This is a genomic window from Streptomyces sp. AM 4-1-1, assembly GCF_029167625.1.
In the GTDB taxonomy this organism is placed as follows: domain Bacteria; phylum Actinomycetota; class Actinomycetes; order Streptomycetales; family Streptomycetaceae; genus Streptomyces.
On sequence record NZ_CP119145.1, the window covers coordinates 2,843,663 to 2,858,144 of the forward strand.

14 protein-coding genes and 3 pseudogenes are annotated in these 14,482 nt (G+C 70.2%); 7 read left to right on the top strand and 10 right to left on the bottom strand.

The features are described 5' to 3' along the window. Nucleotides 1–27: 27 nt before the first annotated feature. The 4 genes and pseudogenes from PZB75_RS11995 to PZB75_RS12010 form a co-directional block, all read right to left on the bottom strand. Nucleotides 28–435 (bottom strand): annotated as a pseudogene (locus PZB75_RS11995) (winged helix-turn-helix domain-containing protein); the annotation flags it as partial. A 332-nt stretch (nucleotides 436–767) separates the two neighbouring features. Next, on the bottom strand, nucleotides 768–974 hold the full coding sequence (locus PZB75_RS12000) for a DUF397 domain-containing protein (RefSeq protein ID WP_275535297.1): 207 nt from the start codon (nucleotides 972–974) through the stop codon (nucleotides 768–770). Nucleotides 975–1,165: 191 nt separating this feature from the next. Then, nucleotides 1,166–1,375, bottom strand: a complete 210-nt coding sequence (locus PZB75_RS12005; RefSeq protein WP_275535298.1) for a DUF397 domain-containing protein — start codon at nucleotides 1,373–1,375, stop codon at nucleotides 1,166–1,168. Further along, the gene (locus tag PZB75_RS12010; protein WP_275535299.1) at nucleotides 1,372–2,202 is read right to left on the bottom strand and encodes a helix-turn-helix transcriptional regulator; all 831 of its coding nucleotides are present in this window, start codon (nucleotides 2,200–2,202) and stop codon (nucleotides 1,372–1,374) included. Before PZB75_RS12010 ends, PZB75_RS12005 begins: the two co-directional genes overlap by 4 nt. 112 nt (nucleotides 2,203–2,314) lie before the next feature. On the opposite strand from PZB75_RS12010, the gene PZB75_RS12015 reads away from it, so the two are divergent. The 3 genes and pseudogenes from PZB75_RS12015 (at nucleotide 2,315) to PZB75_RS12025 (ending at nucleotide 4,591) form a co-directional block, all read left to right on the top strand. After that, nucleotides 2,315–2,515: a hypothetical protein gene (locus tag PZB75_RS12015; RefSeq protein WP_275535300.1), complete on the top strand. Its 201-nt coding sequence runs from the start codon at nucleotides 2,315–2,317 to the stop codon at nucleotides 2,513–2,515. A 325-nt stretch (nucleotides 2,516–2,840) separates the two neighbouring features. Beyond that, nucleotides 2,841–3,209 (top strand): annotated as a pseudogene (locus PZB75_RS12020) (hypothetical protein); the annotation flags it as partial. A gap of 158 nt (nucleotides 3,210–3,367) precedes the next feature. Then, on the top strand, nucleotides 3,368–4,591 hold the full coding sequence (locus PZB75_RS12025) for a methyltransferase type 11 (protein ID WP_275535301.1): 1,224 nt from the start codon (nucleotides 3,368–3,370) through the stop codon (nucleotides 4,589–4,591). A gap of 84 nt (nucleotides 4,592–4,675) precedes the next feature. Here the strand turns inward: PZB75_RS12025 and PZB75_RS12030 are convergent. Together PZB75_RS12030 and PZB75_RS12035 are read right to left on the bottom strand one after the other, a co-directional pair. Continuing rightward, a pseudogene (locus tag PZB75_RS12030) lies at nucleotides 4,676–4,879 on the bottom strand (aldehyde dehydrogenase family protein); the annotation flags it as partial. 80 nt (nucleotides 4,880–4,959) lie between these two features. Further along, nucleotides 4,960–5,415 (bottom strand): Lrp/AsnC family transcriptional regulator, encoded by a 456-nt coding sequence (locus PZB75_RS12035; RefSeq protein ID WP_275538680.1) that lies wholly within the window; start codon nucleotides 5,413–5,415, stop codon nucleotides 4,960–4,962. A 142-nt stretch (nucleotides 5,416–5,557) separates the two neighbouring features. On the opposite strand from PZB75_RS12035, the gene PZB75_RS12040 reads away from it, so the two are divergent. After that, nucleotides 5,558–5,692 carry a hypothetical protein gene (locus PZB75_RS12040; RefSeq protein WP_275535302.1) on the top strand — a complete coding sequence of 45 codons (135 nt, stop codon included), beginning with the start codon at nucleotides 5,558–5,560 and terminating at the stop codon, nucleotides 5,690–5,692. A gap of 38 nt (nucleotides 5,693–5,730) precedes the next feature. Here the strand turns inward: PZB75_RS12040 and PZB75_RS12045 are convergent, their stop codons facing one another. The 3 genes from PZB75_RS12045 to PZB75_RS12055 form a co-directional block, all read right to left on the bottom strand. Further along, entirely contained in the window at nucleotides 5,731–6,414 is a 684-nt protein-coding gene (locus PZB75_RS12045; protein ID WP_275538681.1) for a UbiX family flavin prenyltransferase, read from the bottom strand. 275 nt (nucleotides 6,415–6,689) lie between these two features. Further along, on the bottom strand, nucleotides 6,690–7,607 hold the full coding sequence (gene mqnP / locus PZB75_RS12050) for a menaquinone biosynthesis prenyltransferase MqnP (RefSeq protein WP_275535303.1): 918 nt from the start codon (nucleotides 7,605–7,607) through the stop codon (nucleotides 6,690–6,692). After that, a complete protein-coding gene (locus tag PZB75_RS12055; protein WP_275535304.1) occupies nucleotides 7,604–9,061 on the bottom strand; it encodes a menaquinone biosynthesis decarboxylase in 1,458 nt (485 codons plus the stop codon). Before PZB75_RS12055 ends, mqnP begins: the two co-directional genes overlap by 4 nt. Before the next feature lie 177 nt (nucleotides 9,062–9,238). On the opposite strand from PZB75_RS12055, the gene PZB75_RS12060 reads away from it, so the two are divergent. From PZB75_RS12060 to PZB75_RS12070, 3 genes are all read left to right on the top strand, one after another. After that, the gene (locus PZB75_RS12060; RefSeq protein ID WP_275535305.1) at nucleotides 9,239–9,679 is read left to right on the top strand and encodes a PLD nuclease N-terminal domain-containing protein; all 441 of its coding nucleotides are present in this window, start codon (nucleotides 9,239–9,241) and stop codon (nucleotides 9,677–9,679) included. A 393-nt stretch (nucleotides 9,680–10,072) separates the two neighbouring features. Beyond that, on the top strand, nucleotides 10,073–12,235 hold the full coding sequence (locus PZB75_RS12065; protein ID WP_275535306.1) for a hypothetical protein: 2,163 nt from the start codon (nucleotides 10,073–10,075) through the stop codon (nucleotides 12,233–12,235). Further along, on the top strand, nucleotides 12,228–13,793 hold the full coding sequence (locus tag PZB75_RS12070) for a hypothetical protein (RefSeq protein WP_275535307.1): 1,566 nt from the start codon (nucleotides 12,228–12,230) through the stop codon (nucleotides 13,791–13,793). Before PZB75_RS12065 ends, PZB75_RS12070 begins: the two co-directional genes overlap by 8 nt. Nucleotides 13,794–13,911: 118 nt before the next feature. Here PZB75_RS12070 and PZB75_RS12075 read toward each other — a convergent pair whose 3' ends face one another. Then, nucleotides 13,912–14,466, bottom strand: a complete 555-nt coding sequence (locus tag PZB75_RS12075) for an SRPBCC domain-containing protein (RefSeq protein WP_275535308.1) — start codon at nucleotides 14,464–14,466, stop codon at nucleotides 13,912–13,914. Nucleotides 14,467–14,482 lie beyond the last annotated feature (16 nt).

The window sequence follows — 14,482 nt, forward strand, 5'->3', positions numbered from 1 at the left end:
GTGTAGCAGACGTGTGGGCCGCCGAAGGTGCCAGCGCGCCACTGCCTCCGGCTCCTGCCCGACGGCCCGCTTGTCCGGACGCCGCAAGGACAGCCCCCACTGCCTGAGGTACTTGCCCACCCCCGGCTCGGTCAGCCGCACCCCTACAGTTTCGCGATCAGCTCACTCACCAGCCGACGCGTCCACAACTGCCCGCTCAGCCACCTGTCGCAGGGCCGGTGATCGAGGACAGCCTGCCGCACGGCGGCCTGCTCAGCCTCCCCGAGCACTTGATGGACACCGACCGGCTTGCCCCGCGGCTGCATGACCAATGCCTCCCGGCCGCCTGCCCACCACTTCGCCCCACCACCCGTCGACCGCCTTCAGCGACACCCCGAACACCGCCACAACGTCCTCACGCGCCCGGCCCGCCACCAATGCGACCACCGCCCGCAGCCGCAGGGCCTCCTGCGCCGACGGCGACAGATGCCGTGGGTCACCCACCAGATCGCTCACACCCCACCAACAACCCAGAAGGCGAACCGTTTCGGATCAATAGGAAGATTTGAACCAGAGGGAGGAGAGTGCGTCGGTCATCACAGGGTGCCCTTTCATACCTCGCCGAGCAGGACCACGGAGGCCGCCTGGGAGAGCACTTCGGCCTGCGCCTGATGGCAGGCCACCAACAACCGTGCCACAGAAGGCTTTCCGTTCGAGATGGCCTCACCACGCGAACAGCACGAAGCCCCACCATGCCCGGCACGGTGGGGCCACGCTGGACCGACCGTTCAGACGGTGCCGAACTCTCCGGACTTGACACCCGTCACGAAGGAGGTGAACGCGTGGGTGGCTACGGCGAGCACCGGACCGGCCGGGTCCTTCGAGTCACGGACGGGAACCACGCCAGTGACGGACGCATGCATCGGGGCCCACTCAACGCAGGTGCCGCCGTTGTTGCTGTACGAGGACTTGAACCAACGGGCGAATTCGGTCATCACAGGATGCCCTTTCATACCTCGCCGAGCACGACCACGGAGGCCGCCTGGGAGAGCACTTCGGCCTGCGCCTGATGGCAGGCCACCAACAACCGTGCCACAGAAGGGCTCTCCGTTCGAGATGGCTCACCACGCGAACAGCACGAAGCCCCACCATGCCCGGCACGATGGGGCCACGCTGGACCGACCGTTCAGACGGTGCCGAACTCTCCGGACTTGACACCCGTCACAAAGGCGGCGAACGCGCTGGTGGGGAGGTTCAAAACCGGACCGCAGGGATTCTTGGAGTCTCGGACGGGAACCACGCCGCACGAGTCGGCAAGGTTGGCGGCGACCTCGATGCACTGGCCGCCGTTCTCGCTGAATGAGGACTTGAACCAACGGGGAGATTCGGTCGTCACGGGTTGCCCTTTCGTAACTGGCTGATCATGGCCACGGATGCCGCTCGCGGCAGCGCTTCGGCCTGTAGTTGATGGTAGTCCGTCAGGATGGGCACTACAGATGCACTATCCCGCTCAAGGTGGCCCCGATTGGCGGATTCCGCGTACGACATGAGCGAGCGGTCCGGCATCGTAAGCACGGTTACCGGCAGCGTCATCGGACGACGAACGCCGATGGCGAAGGGGGCCACCTGAAGCACCGTGTTCGGCAGCTCGGCAAACTCCACCAGGCGCGTGAACTGTGCGTCCATGAGGGCGCTGTCCCCGATGGGACGGAGGAGACAGCTTTCATCGAGCACCACGAAAATCAACGGAGGCGGTGTTCGTGTGAGCGATGCTTGGCGCTGGGCGACCAGTGCAATCCGTTCGTCGGCTTGCTCCCGCGAAGCAACGCCCCGTTTCACAGTGCTGTCTCCGAGGGCCGACGCGTAGTCCTGTGTCTGGAGCAGGCCAGGTATGACACCGACTTCATAGAGCCTGATCTCTGCCGCGCGCCCCTCGTGAGTGACGTACTCCGGGAACCCCTCGAGCAATGCCCTGTGTCTGACGGCCCGGCTCTGGCGTACGAACCGATCTCCGGTACCGAACGTTCTGTCAGCACTTGCCGCAAACTGTTGAGTTGGAGTTCGCCGTCCAGTTTCAACGGCGGAGATATGCGCCCCGGAACACCCCATCCGCTCGCCCAGCTCATCCTGTGTCCAGCCGCGATCATCCCGCAAGCTGCGAAGGCGTGCACCAAACGCGGCACTCGGCGACCGCTCGGGGTCCAGTTCCTTTCGGTTCACCATCTGACACCTAACTTGCCTGTCAGTTTACGTAAGTTGAAGACACCCCGACTGTAGGCCACGCTGAGCCGTCTTGGTAGTGGAACGACTACGGAGAGGCATGATCGTGTGTGCGATGAACGTCCCCGAAGGCGCGCAGGAGCCGCCCCACGTCCCGGTACCCGGCGCGTCCGCCGAGTGCCGGGAGTGCGAGGAACTCCGCCTGGAGGAGGCCCTTGCCAATGACGAGGGTGACCTCAGCACGGCTGTGGACTACCGGGTTCTCCTTCGCCGTCACCGGAAGACGGCGGACTGTTCGGAGCGGGGAGCGGTGTGATGGCCCCGGAAACGGAAGCGGAAACAGAAGCGGAACCGGAACCGGAGCCTGGCCCCGGGCCGGAGGCCGATCCGGAGCCGGAGCCGGAGGCCGATCCGGAGCCGGAGCCGGAGCCGGAGCCGGAGCCGGAGGCCGATCCGGAGCCGGAGCCCGCTCCCGAGGCCAAGTCGGCGTTGCCCGAGTTCGCTCCGCTGTGTTCTGCGTCGTGCGGGTGCGAGCGGTGCCGCTCCACCGAACCCCGGCTCGGGGACTCCGTGTTGATACGGCGGCTCCGTAACCGGGTCGCCGAGGAGAACCGGCTCCGGAAGTCGATCCGGCGGGTGTGGTGAGCGGTCCCGAGCGCGTCCCGTACGTCCCCGCGTACGTCGTTGAGGCGTGTGCGGGTGACGCGGTGACGGCCATCCGGCTCGGCGGGACCGTCGCCGCCTCCCGCCGGCTCGCGCTGCGGTGGCTGCGAGAGCGGGCCCGGCGGCTGGCGGACGCGCTCGATCCCGACCCGTACACCGAGTGGATTCCGCCCCTCGCGCTGCGACCGGTCACGCACACCGACCGGGACGCACCGGCCGAACTCCGGGCGTGGGCCGACAACGACAAGGCCCACGACGAAGCGTTACGGCGGCTCGCGGACGGGCTGCCGTACCGGTTCACCGCTCACGACGACGCGTGCTGGTACCGGCTCCTCGTCCGGCCGGTGACAGCCCCGCGCACCGTCACCGTCTCCCTCGTCGGCCAGACCGGCCGGACGGGCCGGACCTGCCGGACCGGCGGGGCCGTTCGGAACTCCCCGCACGAAGCCGGAGCGGTCGTCCACGACCCGGTCGGCTTCGAAGCGCGTGAACAACTGGATCACCGATGACTGAAAGGTTCGGCGGCATGGACTGGAAACGGCGGGCGAAGGAACTCGCCGACCGCGTGACGGACCCCGATTCGCGGTGGCGTGACGCCGTGGCGGGCGTGGCGCGTCATGAACTGGTTCCGCGTTGGTGGGAGGTGGATGGTTCGGGTGGATGGGTTGTGCGTGAGGGTGCGAGCGACCCGTACGCGTGGGCCAAAGCGGCTTACGGTGAACGGTCGTTGGTCATCCGGATCGGTACCCTGCACGCCGACCACGCCAAGCCCGACGACCGGACCGACGACCGACCCGGTGACCGGCCCGACGACCGACCCCACGGGCTGCCGGCGTCGTCCGCCGCGCCGCCGCACCTGACCGTCCGCATGCTCCGCCACGCACGCCTCGGCGCAGGGCTGCCGCTCCTCGACCTGGGCACCGCAACCGGCGAACTCGCCGCGTACGCCTCCCACCGCCTGGGAGGCACGACGACCGTCACGAGCGTGGACACGGACCCCCATCTCACCGACACGGCGGGGATACGCCTCGCCCGCATGGGACTGCACCCCCAACTCATCACCGAGAACACCACCGAACACATACCGGGCCTGTACGAACGCATCGTCTCCACCGCCGGCCTGTCCGCCGGCCTGGCACTCCGCCCCGCCCTCGCGGCCCTGGTACCCGGCGGGCGGATCGCAGCGCCCCTCGCGCGGACCTGTCTGATCATCACCGGCTGGAAACACGCCAACGGGGACGTGATCGGACAGGTCGAACACGACACCGCCCCATCCGTACCCGCCCGGACCGGCGACGACCACCCGTACGCTCCCGTCCTCACCGAACTGTTCGCCCACGCACGCGATGCCCGAGGAGACGAGACGGGCACGGGTCGCCACCCCGTGGTGGACCTGGCGAACGCCCGGGAACTGCGCTCCATGCTCGAAGTCACCGCACCCGGCGTGGAGTACACCTACGCGACTCACGACCGGCACCGAACCGCCTGCCTGCTCCACCCGGACGGTTCATGGGCCCGAGCCACCGCCGAACGGACCGGTCCGCCGGAAGTCCACCAGGGCGGACCACAACGGCTCTGGACGATCCTGGAACGCATCCGCGACCGTCTCAGCGCCGAAGGCTCCCTGCCCCTGCTCGGCGCACGCGTCCACATCACCCCCGACGGGAACTGCCACCTCTCACGCGGGAACTGGCACACCACGATCGGCAGCGGCAGCGGTACCCGGTAGCCGACGGCCCGCAGACCACCATGCGGACCCGTCAAGACACGGTCCCGATCCGCGAGCCCCTGTGCCACGGCCGGCCCGCGGCCTCTACGCCACGACGCGGATGAGCTTCTTGTCGACGAACTCCTCGATGCCGGGCCGCCCCAGCTCGCGTCCGAAGCCGGAGCGCTTGATCCCGCCGAAGGGCAGCTCGGCCCCCTCGGCGCCGACGCCGTTGACCAAGACCATGCCCGCGTCGATCCGGTCGGCGACGCGCAGGGCCTGTTCGGGGTCGGTGGTGAACACGTAGGACTCCGAACGCCGCCCCACCCGGCGCGTATCCGGCCGGGGCAGTGCCGCAGGCGGTGCCGCCGCCCGGCAGCGCGCCGCCCTCAGACCTCTTCGGGAAGCTCCCCGACCCTGTTCTCCCACTTGGTGGAGAGCACGACCGTCGTACGGGTCCGCGAGACGCCCCGCGTCCCGCTGAGCCGGCGGATCGTCCGCTCCAGACCGTCCACGTCACCGACCCGGACCTTGAGCATGTACGAGTCGTCGCCCGCGATGAACCAGGCGTCCTCGATCTCCGCGAGGTCCTTCAGCCGGCGCGCGACGTCCTCGTGGTCCGCGGCGTCGGAGAGCGAGATGCCGATCAGCGCGGTCACCCCGAGCCCCAGCGAGGCCGCGTCCACGGTGGCGCGGTAGCCGGTGATGACACCCGCCGTCTCCAGGCGGTTGATGCGGTCGGTGACGCTGGGCCCGGAGAGCCCGACGAGCCGTCCCAGCTCGGCGTACGAGGCCCTGCCGTTCTCCCTGAGGGCCTGGATGAGCTGCCTGTCCACCGCGTCCATATGACTGAAGCCTTCCATTGTTCAGCAGTACCGCGAGTTTGAGTGTACAATCTAAGGCACAGAAGGGTTTACACCCCGTAAATCTTTCCAGTGATCCCAGAAGATCTTTCGATTCTTCGATTCCTCAGGAGTGATTGACACCGTGTACACGATCGAGATGGCCCACGCCCGGATGCGCGAGCTTCAGGATCTGGCCAACCGCTCGCGTGCCCACCAGCCCGCCGCCGCCCACCGCGTCGACAGGACCCGCAACCCGCGCGGCCCGAAGAAGCGCTGACCCCTCACCGGGCACCGGGCCGCGTCCTTCGCCGCCCCTCACCCCGGCCCGCCGCCGCGGGAGCCGCCCAGCTCCCCCTCCCAGCGGCGGTACAGCCGGTGCGGCACCCCCGCCGCGTCCAGCACCCGCCCGGCGACGAAGTCCACCAGGTCCTGGATGTGCGTCGCCCCCGCGTAGAACGCCGGAGAGGCGGGCAGCACCACGGCGCCCGCCTCGTCCAACGTCACCAGGTGCTTCAGCGTCTGGCCGCTCAGCGGTGTCTCGCGCACCGCCACCACCAGCCTCCGCCGCTCCTTGAGCGTCACGCTCGCGGCCCGCTGGAGCAGGTCCTTGGACAGCCCGAGCGCCACTCCGGCCACCCCGGCCGTGGACGCCGGGACGATCAGCATCCCCTTCGCCGGGTACGAACCCGAGGACGGACCGGCGGCCAGATCACCGGCCGGCCAGTGCCGCACCCGCCCGATCGCCTCGTCCGTCACCTCGAAGGTGTCCGGCTCGCCGTCCGCACCCCGGGCCAGCCAGGCGCGCAGATCGTCCTGCCAGTGCGCGTCGCGGAACGCGATCCCCGTCTCGTCCAGCAGCGTCAGCCGCGAGGCCCGGCTCACCACCAGATCGACGGACTCCCCCGCGGCCAGCAGCCCGCGCAGTACGGAGGCCGCGAAAGGCGTACCTGAGGCGCCGGACACCCCGACAATCCAAGGCCGACGCAGCTGCTGACTCACTGAAGTCACGGATTTCACACCCCCGAGCCTATCCGGCCGCCCCGCGAACCGACCGGACCGGCAACCACGCCGTCACCGCCCGCCCCCGGTGCGAGGAAGCATCTGTACCTATACATGCGCAGCCGCCCACACCTTCATACGGCCGTACGACCATGCAATTGACCATGCGATTGTCGGCCCGTACGACCACGTGGGCGCTTATGCGGCTGTACGCCTGTACGGCAATACGCCTGTACGGCCGCACGGCCACGCGACTGCCGTCCTCCGGACCGGAACTACACCGTCAGCCCGCGCACCAGCAGGTCCAGCAGCGCGCACGCGAACAGCGCGATCCCGATGAACCCGTTGACCGAGAAGAACGCCCGGTTCAGCCGGGACAGGTCGTGCGGGCGCACCACCCGGTGCTCGTACACGAACGCCACCGCGACGATCACCAGGCCGATCCAGAAGAACAGCCCGGCGTCGGTGGCCACCGCGTACCAGACGAACAGCCCGGTCGTCACCGCGTGGCAGACCCGCGCCCCCCACAGCGCGGCCGGGATACCGAACCTCGCCGGGACCGACAGCACCCCGTGCGCCCGGTCCGCCTGGACGTCCTGGCAGCCGAAGATCAGGTCGAAGCCGCCGATCCAGACGCCGACCGCGACCCCGAGGATCACCGCGTCCCACGACCAGCTGCCGGTGACCGCCAGCCAGGCCCCGACCGGGCCGATGGCCTGGGCGAGTCCCAGGATGGCGTGCGGGTAGTTCGTGAACCGCTTTCCGTACGGGTAGACCACCATCGGTACGACGGCGACCGGCGCGAGCGCCAGGCACAGCGGGTTCAGCAGGGCCGCGGCGCCGAGGAAGACGACCACCGCGACCAGTGCCCCGGTCCAGGCGGACCGCACGGACACCGCGCCGGTCACCAGCTCACGGTTGGCGGTACGGGGGTTACGCGCGTCGATCTCCCGGTCGATGATCCGGTTGCAGGCCATCGCGAACGTCCGCAGCCCGACCATCGCGACCGTGATCAGCAGCAGTTTCACCCAGTGGACGCTCCCGTCCAGCCGGAACATCGCGGTGAGGGCGGCGATGTACGCGAAGGGCAGCGCGAACACGGAGTGCTCGATCATCACCAGCCGCAGGAACGCCTTGACCTTGCTCGTGGGCCGCGCGGGCCCCTGCCCTACGACGCCCTCGGCCGTGCTCACAGCCCGTACTCCTTCCACCGCTTGGTCACCCGTTCGCCGGTCGCCGGGTCGGACTCGACCATGGCGGGCCAGCCGCCGTCCCGGGTGTAGCCCTCCTCGGGCCACTTCCGGGTCGCGTCGATGCCGGCCTTGCCGCCCCAGAACTGCTGGTACGAGGCGTGGTCGAGATGGTCCACCGGGCCCTCGACCACGGTCAGGTCACGGGCGTAGTCGGTGTTGCCGAGCGCCCGCCACGCCACCTCGTGCAGATCGTGGACGTCACAGTCGGAGTCCACGACCACGATCAGCTTGGTCAGCGACATCATGTGCGCGCCCCAGACGGCGCTCATCACCTTCTGGGCGTGCTTCGGGTACTTCTTGTCGATCGAGACGATCGCGCAGTTGTGGAAGCCGCCCGACTCCGGCAGGTGGTAGTCGACGATGTCCGGCACGATGATCTTCAGCAGCGGCAGGAAGAACCGCTCGGTGGCCCGCCCCAGCGGGCCGTCCTCGGTCGGCGGGCGCCCCACCACGATCGACTGGAGCAGCGGCCGCCTGCGCATGGTGACGCAGTCGATGGTCAGCGCGGGGAACGGTTCCTGCGGGGTGTAGAAGCCGGTGTGATCGCCGAACGGGCCCTCGGGCAGCATCTCGCCGGGCTCCAGCCACCCCTCGATGACGACCTCGGCCTGCGCCGGGACCTGGAGCGGGACGGTCCGGCAGTCGACCATCTCGATCCGCTTGCCCTGGATGAACCCGGCGAAGAGGTATTCGTCGATGTCCCCGGGCAGCGGCGCGGTGGAGGCGTACGTCACGGCGGGCGGCGCCCCGAACGCGATGGCGACGGGCAGCCGTTCACCGCGCCTGGCGGCGACCTGGTAGTGGTTGCGGCTGTCCTTGTGGATCTGCCAGTGCATCCCGATGGTGCGCCGGTCGTGGCGCTGGAGCCGGTACAGCCCCAGGTTCCGCACGCCGGTCTCCGGGTGCTTGGTGTGCGTGAGCCCCAGGTTGAAGAAGGAGCCGCCGTCCTCGGGCCAGGTGAACAGCGCGGGCAGCCGGTCGAGGTCCACGTCGTCACCGGTGAGGACCACCTCCTGCACCGGCGCGCTCCCCGCCTTCACCTTCCTCGGCGGTACGTGGGCCATGGCGCCGAGCTTTCCGAACGCCTCGCGCACTCCGACGAAACCGTGCGGCAGCTCGGGCTTGAGCAGCCCGCCGATCTTGGCGCTGATGTCGTCGTACGACTTCAGTCCGAGCGCCTTGAGGAGGCGCCGGTCGGTCCCGAAGACGTTCATGGCCAGGGGCATCGAGGACCCCTTGACGTTCTCGAAGAGCAGCGCGGGGCCGCCCGCCTTGTTCACCCGGTCGACGATCTCGCCGACCTCCAGATACGGGTCGACCTCGGCCTTGATGCGCTTGAGCTCGCCCTCGCGCTCCAGGGCCCGGAGCAGGGAGCGAAGATCGTCGTAAGCCATGCCGTCCAGTTTGTCATCACGCCCGCCGATCACCGGGAGTGCCCCACCCCGTGCCCGCCCCGGCCGGTCCGGCGGCTCCCGCCCGCTCGCCGCTGCCGGACACCCGCAGCGGATACGCTGGCCGTGTCACCAGGGGCGACGATCCGCCCCGCCGCCGCTCACAGGGGGGATGTCATCATGCTCCGGGTCCTGCTCTTCGTCCTGCCTGTCGCGCTGATGATCTACGCGTTCATCGACTGCCTCAACACCCCCGAGAAGGAGGTCAAGCACCTCCCGAAGATCGCCTGGGTGGTCATCATCTTGATGTTCTGGGTGGTCGGGTCGGTGGTCTGGCTCGTCAAGGGCAAGGAGCGCGCGCCGGCCGGCGCCCGGCGCGGGCAGTGGGTGGCGCCCGACGACAACCCGGACTTCCTGCGGTCGCTGAAGGAGGACGGCGGGGGCGAGCCGGACGGCGGCGCCGGGACCGACGGCCGGACCGGCGACGAGAAGGACGACGAGAAGGACGACGAGTCGGCCCTCAAGGAGTGGGAGGCCGATCTGCGCCGCCGCGAGGACGAACTCAAGCGCCGCGAGGGCGGAAGCGGTGGGGCGGGCGACGCGACACCGCCGAAGTCCTGACCTTCCGAAGTCCTGACCGAAGATCTGGCCTTGCGAAGACCTGACCTTCCGAAGATCTGGCCTTGCGAAGACCTGACCTTCCGAAGATCCGACCTTCCGATCTGGCCCTTCGGGGCCCTGACGTGCGGGGCCCCGGCCCTTCGGGTGCCTGACCGTCCGTCGCACCTCTGTTCCGAACCGCCGTACTCGCTCTTCCGCTGATCCGACGATCCTCCATTCCGTCTTTCCACCATTGCGCTGATCCGTCGATCCGCTGATCCGTCGATCCGACGGTATGCGGAACAGCCACCTCCGAACCGCCCTCGGCAAATCCTCTTACTCGCCCAACCACCGGCAGCTACGCTGCTGTTGACGCTGTGACGGGTCATACGGGGAGTCGGCGCTGGGGGTTCTGTGGACAGAGAGCTGTACGGACGAGAGGCGATCTTCAGCGGTGACGGTCTCGCGGCCCGGCTGACGGGACTCGACCCGTCCAGCTCCGCCAAGGCGCCCTTCGAGCACCGCGACGATCCGCCCGTCGTCGTCCTGACCGGCGGTCGCGGCATGGGCAAGACCGCCGTGCTCAAGCGGCTGCGCACGCTGTACCGGGACGTCACCCCGATCGCGCTCGTCGACTGCGAGGCCGTGACCCCGCCCGAGGACCCCGGCCCCGGCTGGACGCCCGTCACCGGGGTGCTGCCCCTGCTGGCCACCCAGCTCACCCCGAAGGTGCGGGCCGCCAAGCCGGTGCAGTTCCCCCGGCTCAGCCTGGGGCTGGTCGCCGTGGCCGGTATCTCCTGGAGCCAGGAGGACGACACCCGCGCCCAGCGCGACCTCCAGGCGCTCGGCCCCGTCCTGGCCACCGTCGACCCACGGAGCGGCACGGTGGCGGCGCAGAACTGGGTGTCCAAGGTGCTCCCCAAGCTCGCCGCGTCCGCGTTCGACTCCGTGGCGCCGCTGGCCGGGATGGTCGCCGAGACCACGGTGGAGACCGTGCTGGAGGAGACGTTCAGCCGGTTCCAGCGGCACACCGCCGACTGGTACGGCAGCTATCCGCACGCCGGGGGCAACGGCAAGGTGGGGCTGCGGCAGCTCGCCATCGACTTCGAGCGCGGCGGTGATCTGCGCCGCCGCGCCGAGGACCACCTGGTCGGCGCCCTGGTCGAGGACCTGTACCGGGCGTACCGGGGCCTGGCGCGCGGCAGCCGCCGGGGCAGACCGGTGATCCTGCTGGACAACGCGCACGCCCCGCTCGGCCGGCAGCTCGTCGAGCCGGTGCTGCGGCAGCGCGCCGCGGGCCAACGCGACCAGATCGTGTTCGTCGCCGCGTCCCGCTCGCACGACCACGAAGGGCTCAGGCACGCCACCCGGCACCGGCTGCCGGAGGTGGCACACGCCTCGCGCTGGGAGCGCGGCGCGGACGTGTCGTCCGGGATTCTCGCCGTCGAACTGACCCCGCTGGACGCCTCGCACGTACAGGCGGCGTTCGAGCGGTACGACCGGGCGGGCCGCACCCCGGCCGGGCTGGCGCGCGGGGTGCACCGGCTGACCGGCGGGCGTCCGCTGTGCGTCTCGCTGTTCGCGCGGGCGGCGGGCGACGCGGTGACGCTGCACGCGCGCACCTCCGGCGCTTCTCCGGACCCGCGCTCGCTGGTCCCGGGCACCCTCTTCGACCGCACGGTGGAGGTGCGCGAGGACCGTCCGCCGGTCCGGGTCGCGGACGAGCTGCTGGAACGGCTGCTGCCGGACCAGCGACTCGACGTACTGAGCGTGCTGGCCGCCTCGCACGGCGAGGACTCGGCGCGGCTGCTGGCCAGAACCCGGCTGCGCGGGGCGTCGATGGACGGCGATGTGGCGCTGCGGATGCGGGACGTGCTGCGGACGGAGGACTGGCCGGTCGGCCCCGACCACTTCGTGGCCGATCCGCTACTGCGTTCCCTGCTGCTGCACCGGCTGCGCTTCGGCGACGGCGACCATCCGCACTACGCGATGTGGCGGGCGGTGCACGAGTCGCTGCGCGGTGCCTACGCCACGGGCGGCGGCATCACGAGCGTCCGGCACCGGCTGTACCAGGAGCTGGTACTGGGCCGGGTGGCGGCCTGTGTGACGTATCTGCGGGAGACCTTCCACCAGCCCGACGTGCTCGGCTGGCTGGGCGAGCTGCGGTTCATCGCGTCGGCGCCGTATCCGCGCGCGGGCACCGACGACGGGCCGGACCTGCGGCGGGCGTCCGCCCTGGGTCAGGACCTCGCCTCCGGCCCGCTGCCCGACACGGAGACCGGGCTCGACGGGCTGGCCGGGGAGGCCGCGGAGCTCCAGACGCAGTTGCGCAGACTGCTGCACGCCGTGTGGCTGGTCTCCGATCCGCTGGCCCTACCGGACGACGAGGTGACCGACAAGATGGCGCACGAGCTCCGGCAACTGTCCGGCAGACACCCGACCGGCAACAGCGTCCTGTGGGACGCGGCGACGCACTGGCCACGGGACGTCAGGAGCTGGCAGCCCCTGTCCATGCCCCCGGGCACGCACCCACGAGGAACCGGACACGGACGGAGGGACGGTGGCCCGTATGCGTAATCCGCTGCGCTATCGCGTCTGGTACACGTTCAGACAGCGCGTCGTCACCACGATCGTGGTGGCCGCGATCGTGATCGGCGGCGGCTGGTACGGCGTCGACCGGCTCACCGACCGGTCGTGCGGACCGCACGGCGTGGCGAAGCCGAAGGGCAGCGACGAGTGCATTGGCGTGTCCGGCGACGGTTACGACTTCGGGATGCGGGGTCTGACCGCAGTCGCCAAGGCGATCGGCGAGGAGAACGCGGGCCTGAAGACGGCCGAGGACAAGCCCGTCGTGTACGCCACGGTCGCCGTGCTGCTGCCGCTGACGACCCGTGACGAGGGCATGGGCACGAAGGTGCTGCACGAGCTCCAGGGGGCGTTCGCCGCTCAGTACCGGGCCAACCACTCCCTGACCGGTGAGACGCCGAAGATCCGTCTGGTGCTGGCCAACACCGGCAGCGACAACGCCTTCGCGCCCGATGTCGCCCGGCAGCTCACGACGATGACCGGGGCCCCGGACAACCTGCGGGCCGTGACCGGGGTCGCCACCAGCAACGAACAGGTCGAGCGGGCGGTGGCCACGCTCACCGGGAAGGACATCGCGGTCGTCGGCACCACGATCACCGCCGACAACATCGCCAACGGCCCGGGAGGAGAACGCTTCCCCGGGCTGGCCCGGGTCTCCCCCACCAACCAGGACGAGGCGAGCGCCCTCGCCCAGCTCCCCACGGTCGACCCCACCAAGGCGGTACTGGTGTACGGGGAGGGCACCAAGGACCGCTACACGGACACCCTGCGGTCGGCGTTCGAGCAACGCCTGCGGGGGAAGGCGCTGTACGAGTCCAAGTCGTTCACCGCCCCGGCCGATCCGACGCAGGAGGGCGATCTCAACAGCCGGTTCCGGGACATCACGATGCTGGTGTGCGGGATGAAGCAGGTGAACACCGTCTTCTTCGCCGGGCGGCACACCCAGTTGCGGCAGTTCGTCAACGCACTCGGTGAGCGGGGCTGCTATCAGGACCAGCCGCTCACCGTGGTCACCGGCGACGAGGGTTCGTACCTCGGTGCGGACGAGAAGCTGGACCGGACGGCACTGACCCACAACCTCACCGTGCAGTACGCGGCGCTCGCGCACCCCGACGCCTGGGTCGCGAAGCCGGGTAGGCCGGTCCCCGCGACGGGGGGTTCGGCCGCCGACTTCAGGAACTTCCTGGATGCGCTGACCGCTGTCGGGAAGGCGCCGGGCGGGCGGGTCGGCCCGTTCGCGCACAAGGACCTGCTGGACGGGCAGGTGATCGTCGCGTACGACGCGATGACGACGGCCGTGCAGGGGATCTGGCAGGCGCCGCCGGGCGACAAGGGAATGCCCCCGATCGCGGACGTGGGCAAACAGTGGTCGGTGATGCAGGGCGTGCTGAAGGTGAAGGGAGCGGGCGGCTGGATCTGTTTCGACAAGTACGGCAACCCCTACGACAAGGCGATCCCGGTGGTGCGGCTGACCGCGAAGGGGATTCCGGAGTTCGTGCGGATCGTCTGGCCGAAGCGGAGCGCACCGCCGCCGAACTGCACGCCGTAGGGGGCGTGAGCGGCCGGCGCCCGCCGTCAGCGACAGCGGGCGGTACGAGCCCGTCGGCATGAGCCGTCGGGGACAGCGGTCGGGGACAGCGGTCGGGGACAGCGGTCGGTACGTCCCCTCAGCGGTAGCCCTCGCGCAGCTGCCGCCATCTGTCCGGGTCCCAGCGCCAGGCGGCGGTGGCCGGGTGGCCCTCCAGCGCGGCCACCAGGTGCTCGAAGTGGTGGTGCCAGGCGGCGAGGGCGTCCGCCGGGAGCCGGTCGTCACCGACCGGCTCCCGGGGGAACTCATGGCTGAAGCGCAGCAGGACATGGGAGCCACGCGGCGGTTCGAGATGGAAGCGGACGCGGTTGGGGTCGTCGGTCCGGATCACGCCGGGGTGGTCGTCGAGGGTGTACTCGGCGACCCGCTCGACGTCCCAGGCGGTGATCGTGCCGGTGGCGGCCGTGGACCGGCCGTCCACGTCGGTGCCCGGTCCGCGCAGGGTCACCGCGCCGCCGAGGCGCGGTTCGAAGGGGTCGGCCTCGGCGAGCCACCCGCGCAGTCCGCCGGGTGTGGCGACGGCTGCCCACACCCGGGGGACGGAGTGGGGCAGCCGCAGCGTGAACCGGATGACGTGGGTGCCGTCCCGGGTCTCACCGGTGCCGCGCTCGATCGCGTCGGTCGTATCGCTCATGACCCCAGCGTGGCCC

Excerpts from the sequence above, each read along its gene's own strand:
- PZB75_RS12000 (WP_275535297.1), bottom strand. The coding sequence starts at position 974 with ATGACCGAATTCGCCCGTTGGTTCAAGTCCTCGTACAGCAACAACGGC.
- PZB75_RS12010 (WP_275535299.1), bottom strand. The coding sequence starts at position 2,202 with ATGGTGAACCGAAAGGAACTGGACCCCGAGCGGTCGCCGAGTGCCGCG.
- PZB75_RS12015 (WP_275535300.1), top strand. The coding sequence starts at position 2,315 with ATGAACGTCCCCGAAGGCGCGCAGGAGCCGCCCCACGTCCCGGTACCC.
- PZB75_RS12025 (WP_275535301.1), top strand. The coding sequence starts at position 3,368 with ATGACTGAAAGGTTCGGCGGCATGGACTGGAAACGGCGGGCGAAGGAA.
- PZB75_RS12035 (WP_275538680.1), bottom strand. The coding sequence starts at position 5,415 with ATGGACGCGGTGGACAGGCAGCTCATCCAGGCCCTCAGGGAGAACGGC.
- PZB75_RS12055 (WP_275535304.1), bottom strand. The coding sequence starts at position 9,061 with ATGGCTTACGACGATCTTCGCTCCCTGCTCCGGGCCCTGGAGCGCGAG.
- PZB75_RS12060 (WP_275535305.1), top strand. The coding sequence starts at position 9,239 with ATGCTCCGGGTCCTGCTCTTCGTCCTGCCTGTCGCGCTGATGATCTAC.
- PZB75_RS12070 (WP_275535307.1), top strand. The coding sequence starts at position 12,228 with ATGCGTAATCCGCTGCGCTATCGCGTCTGGTACACGTTCAGACAGCGC.
- PZB75_RS12075 (WP_275535308.1), bottom strand. The coding sequence starts at position 14,466 with ATGAGCGATACGACCGACGCGATCGAGCGCGGCACCGGTGAGACCCGG.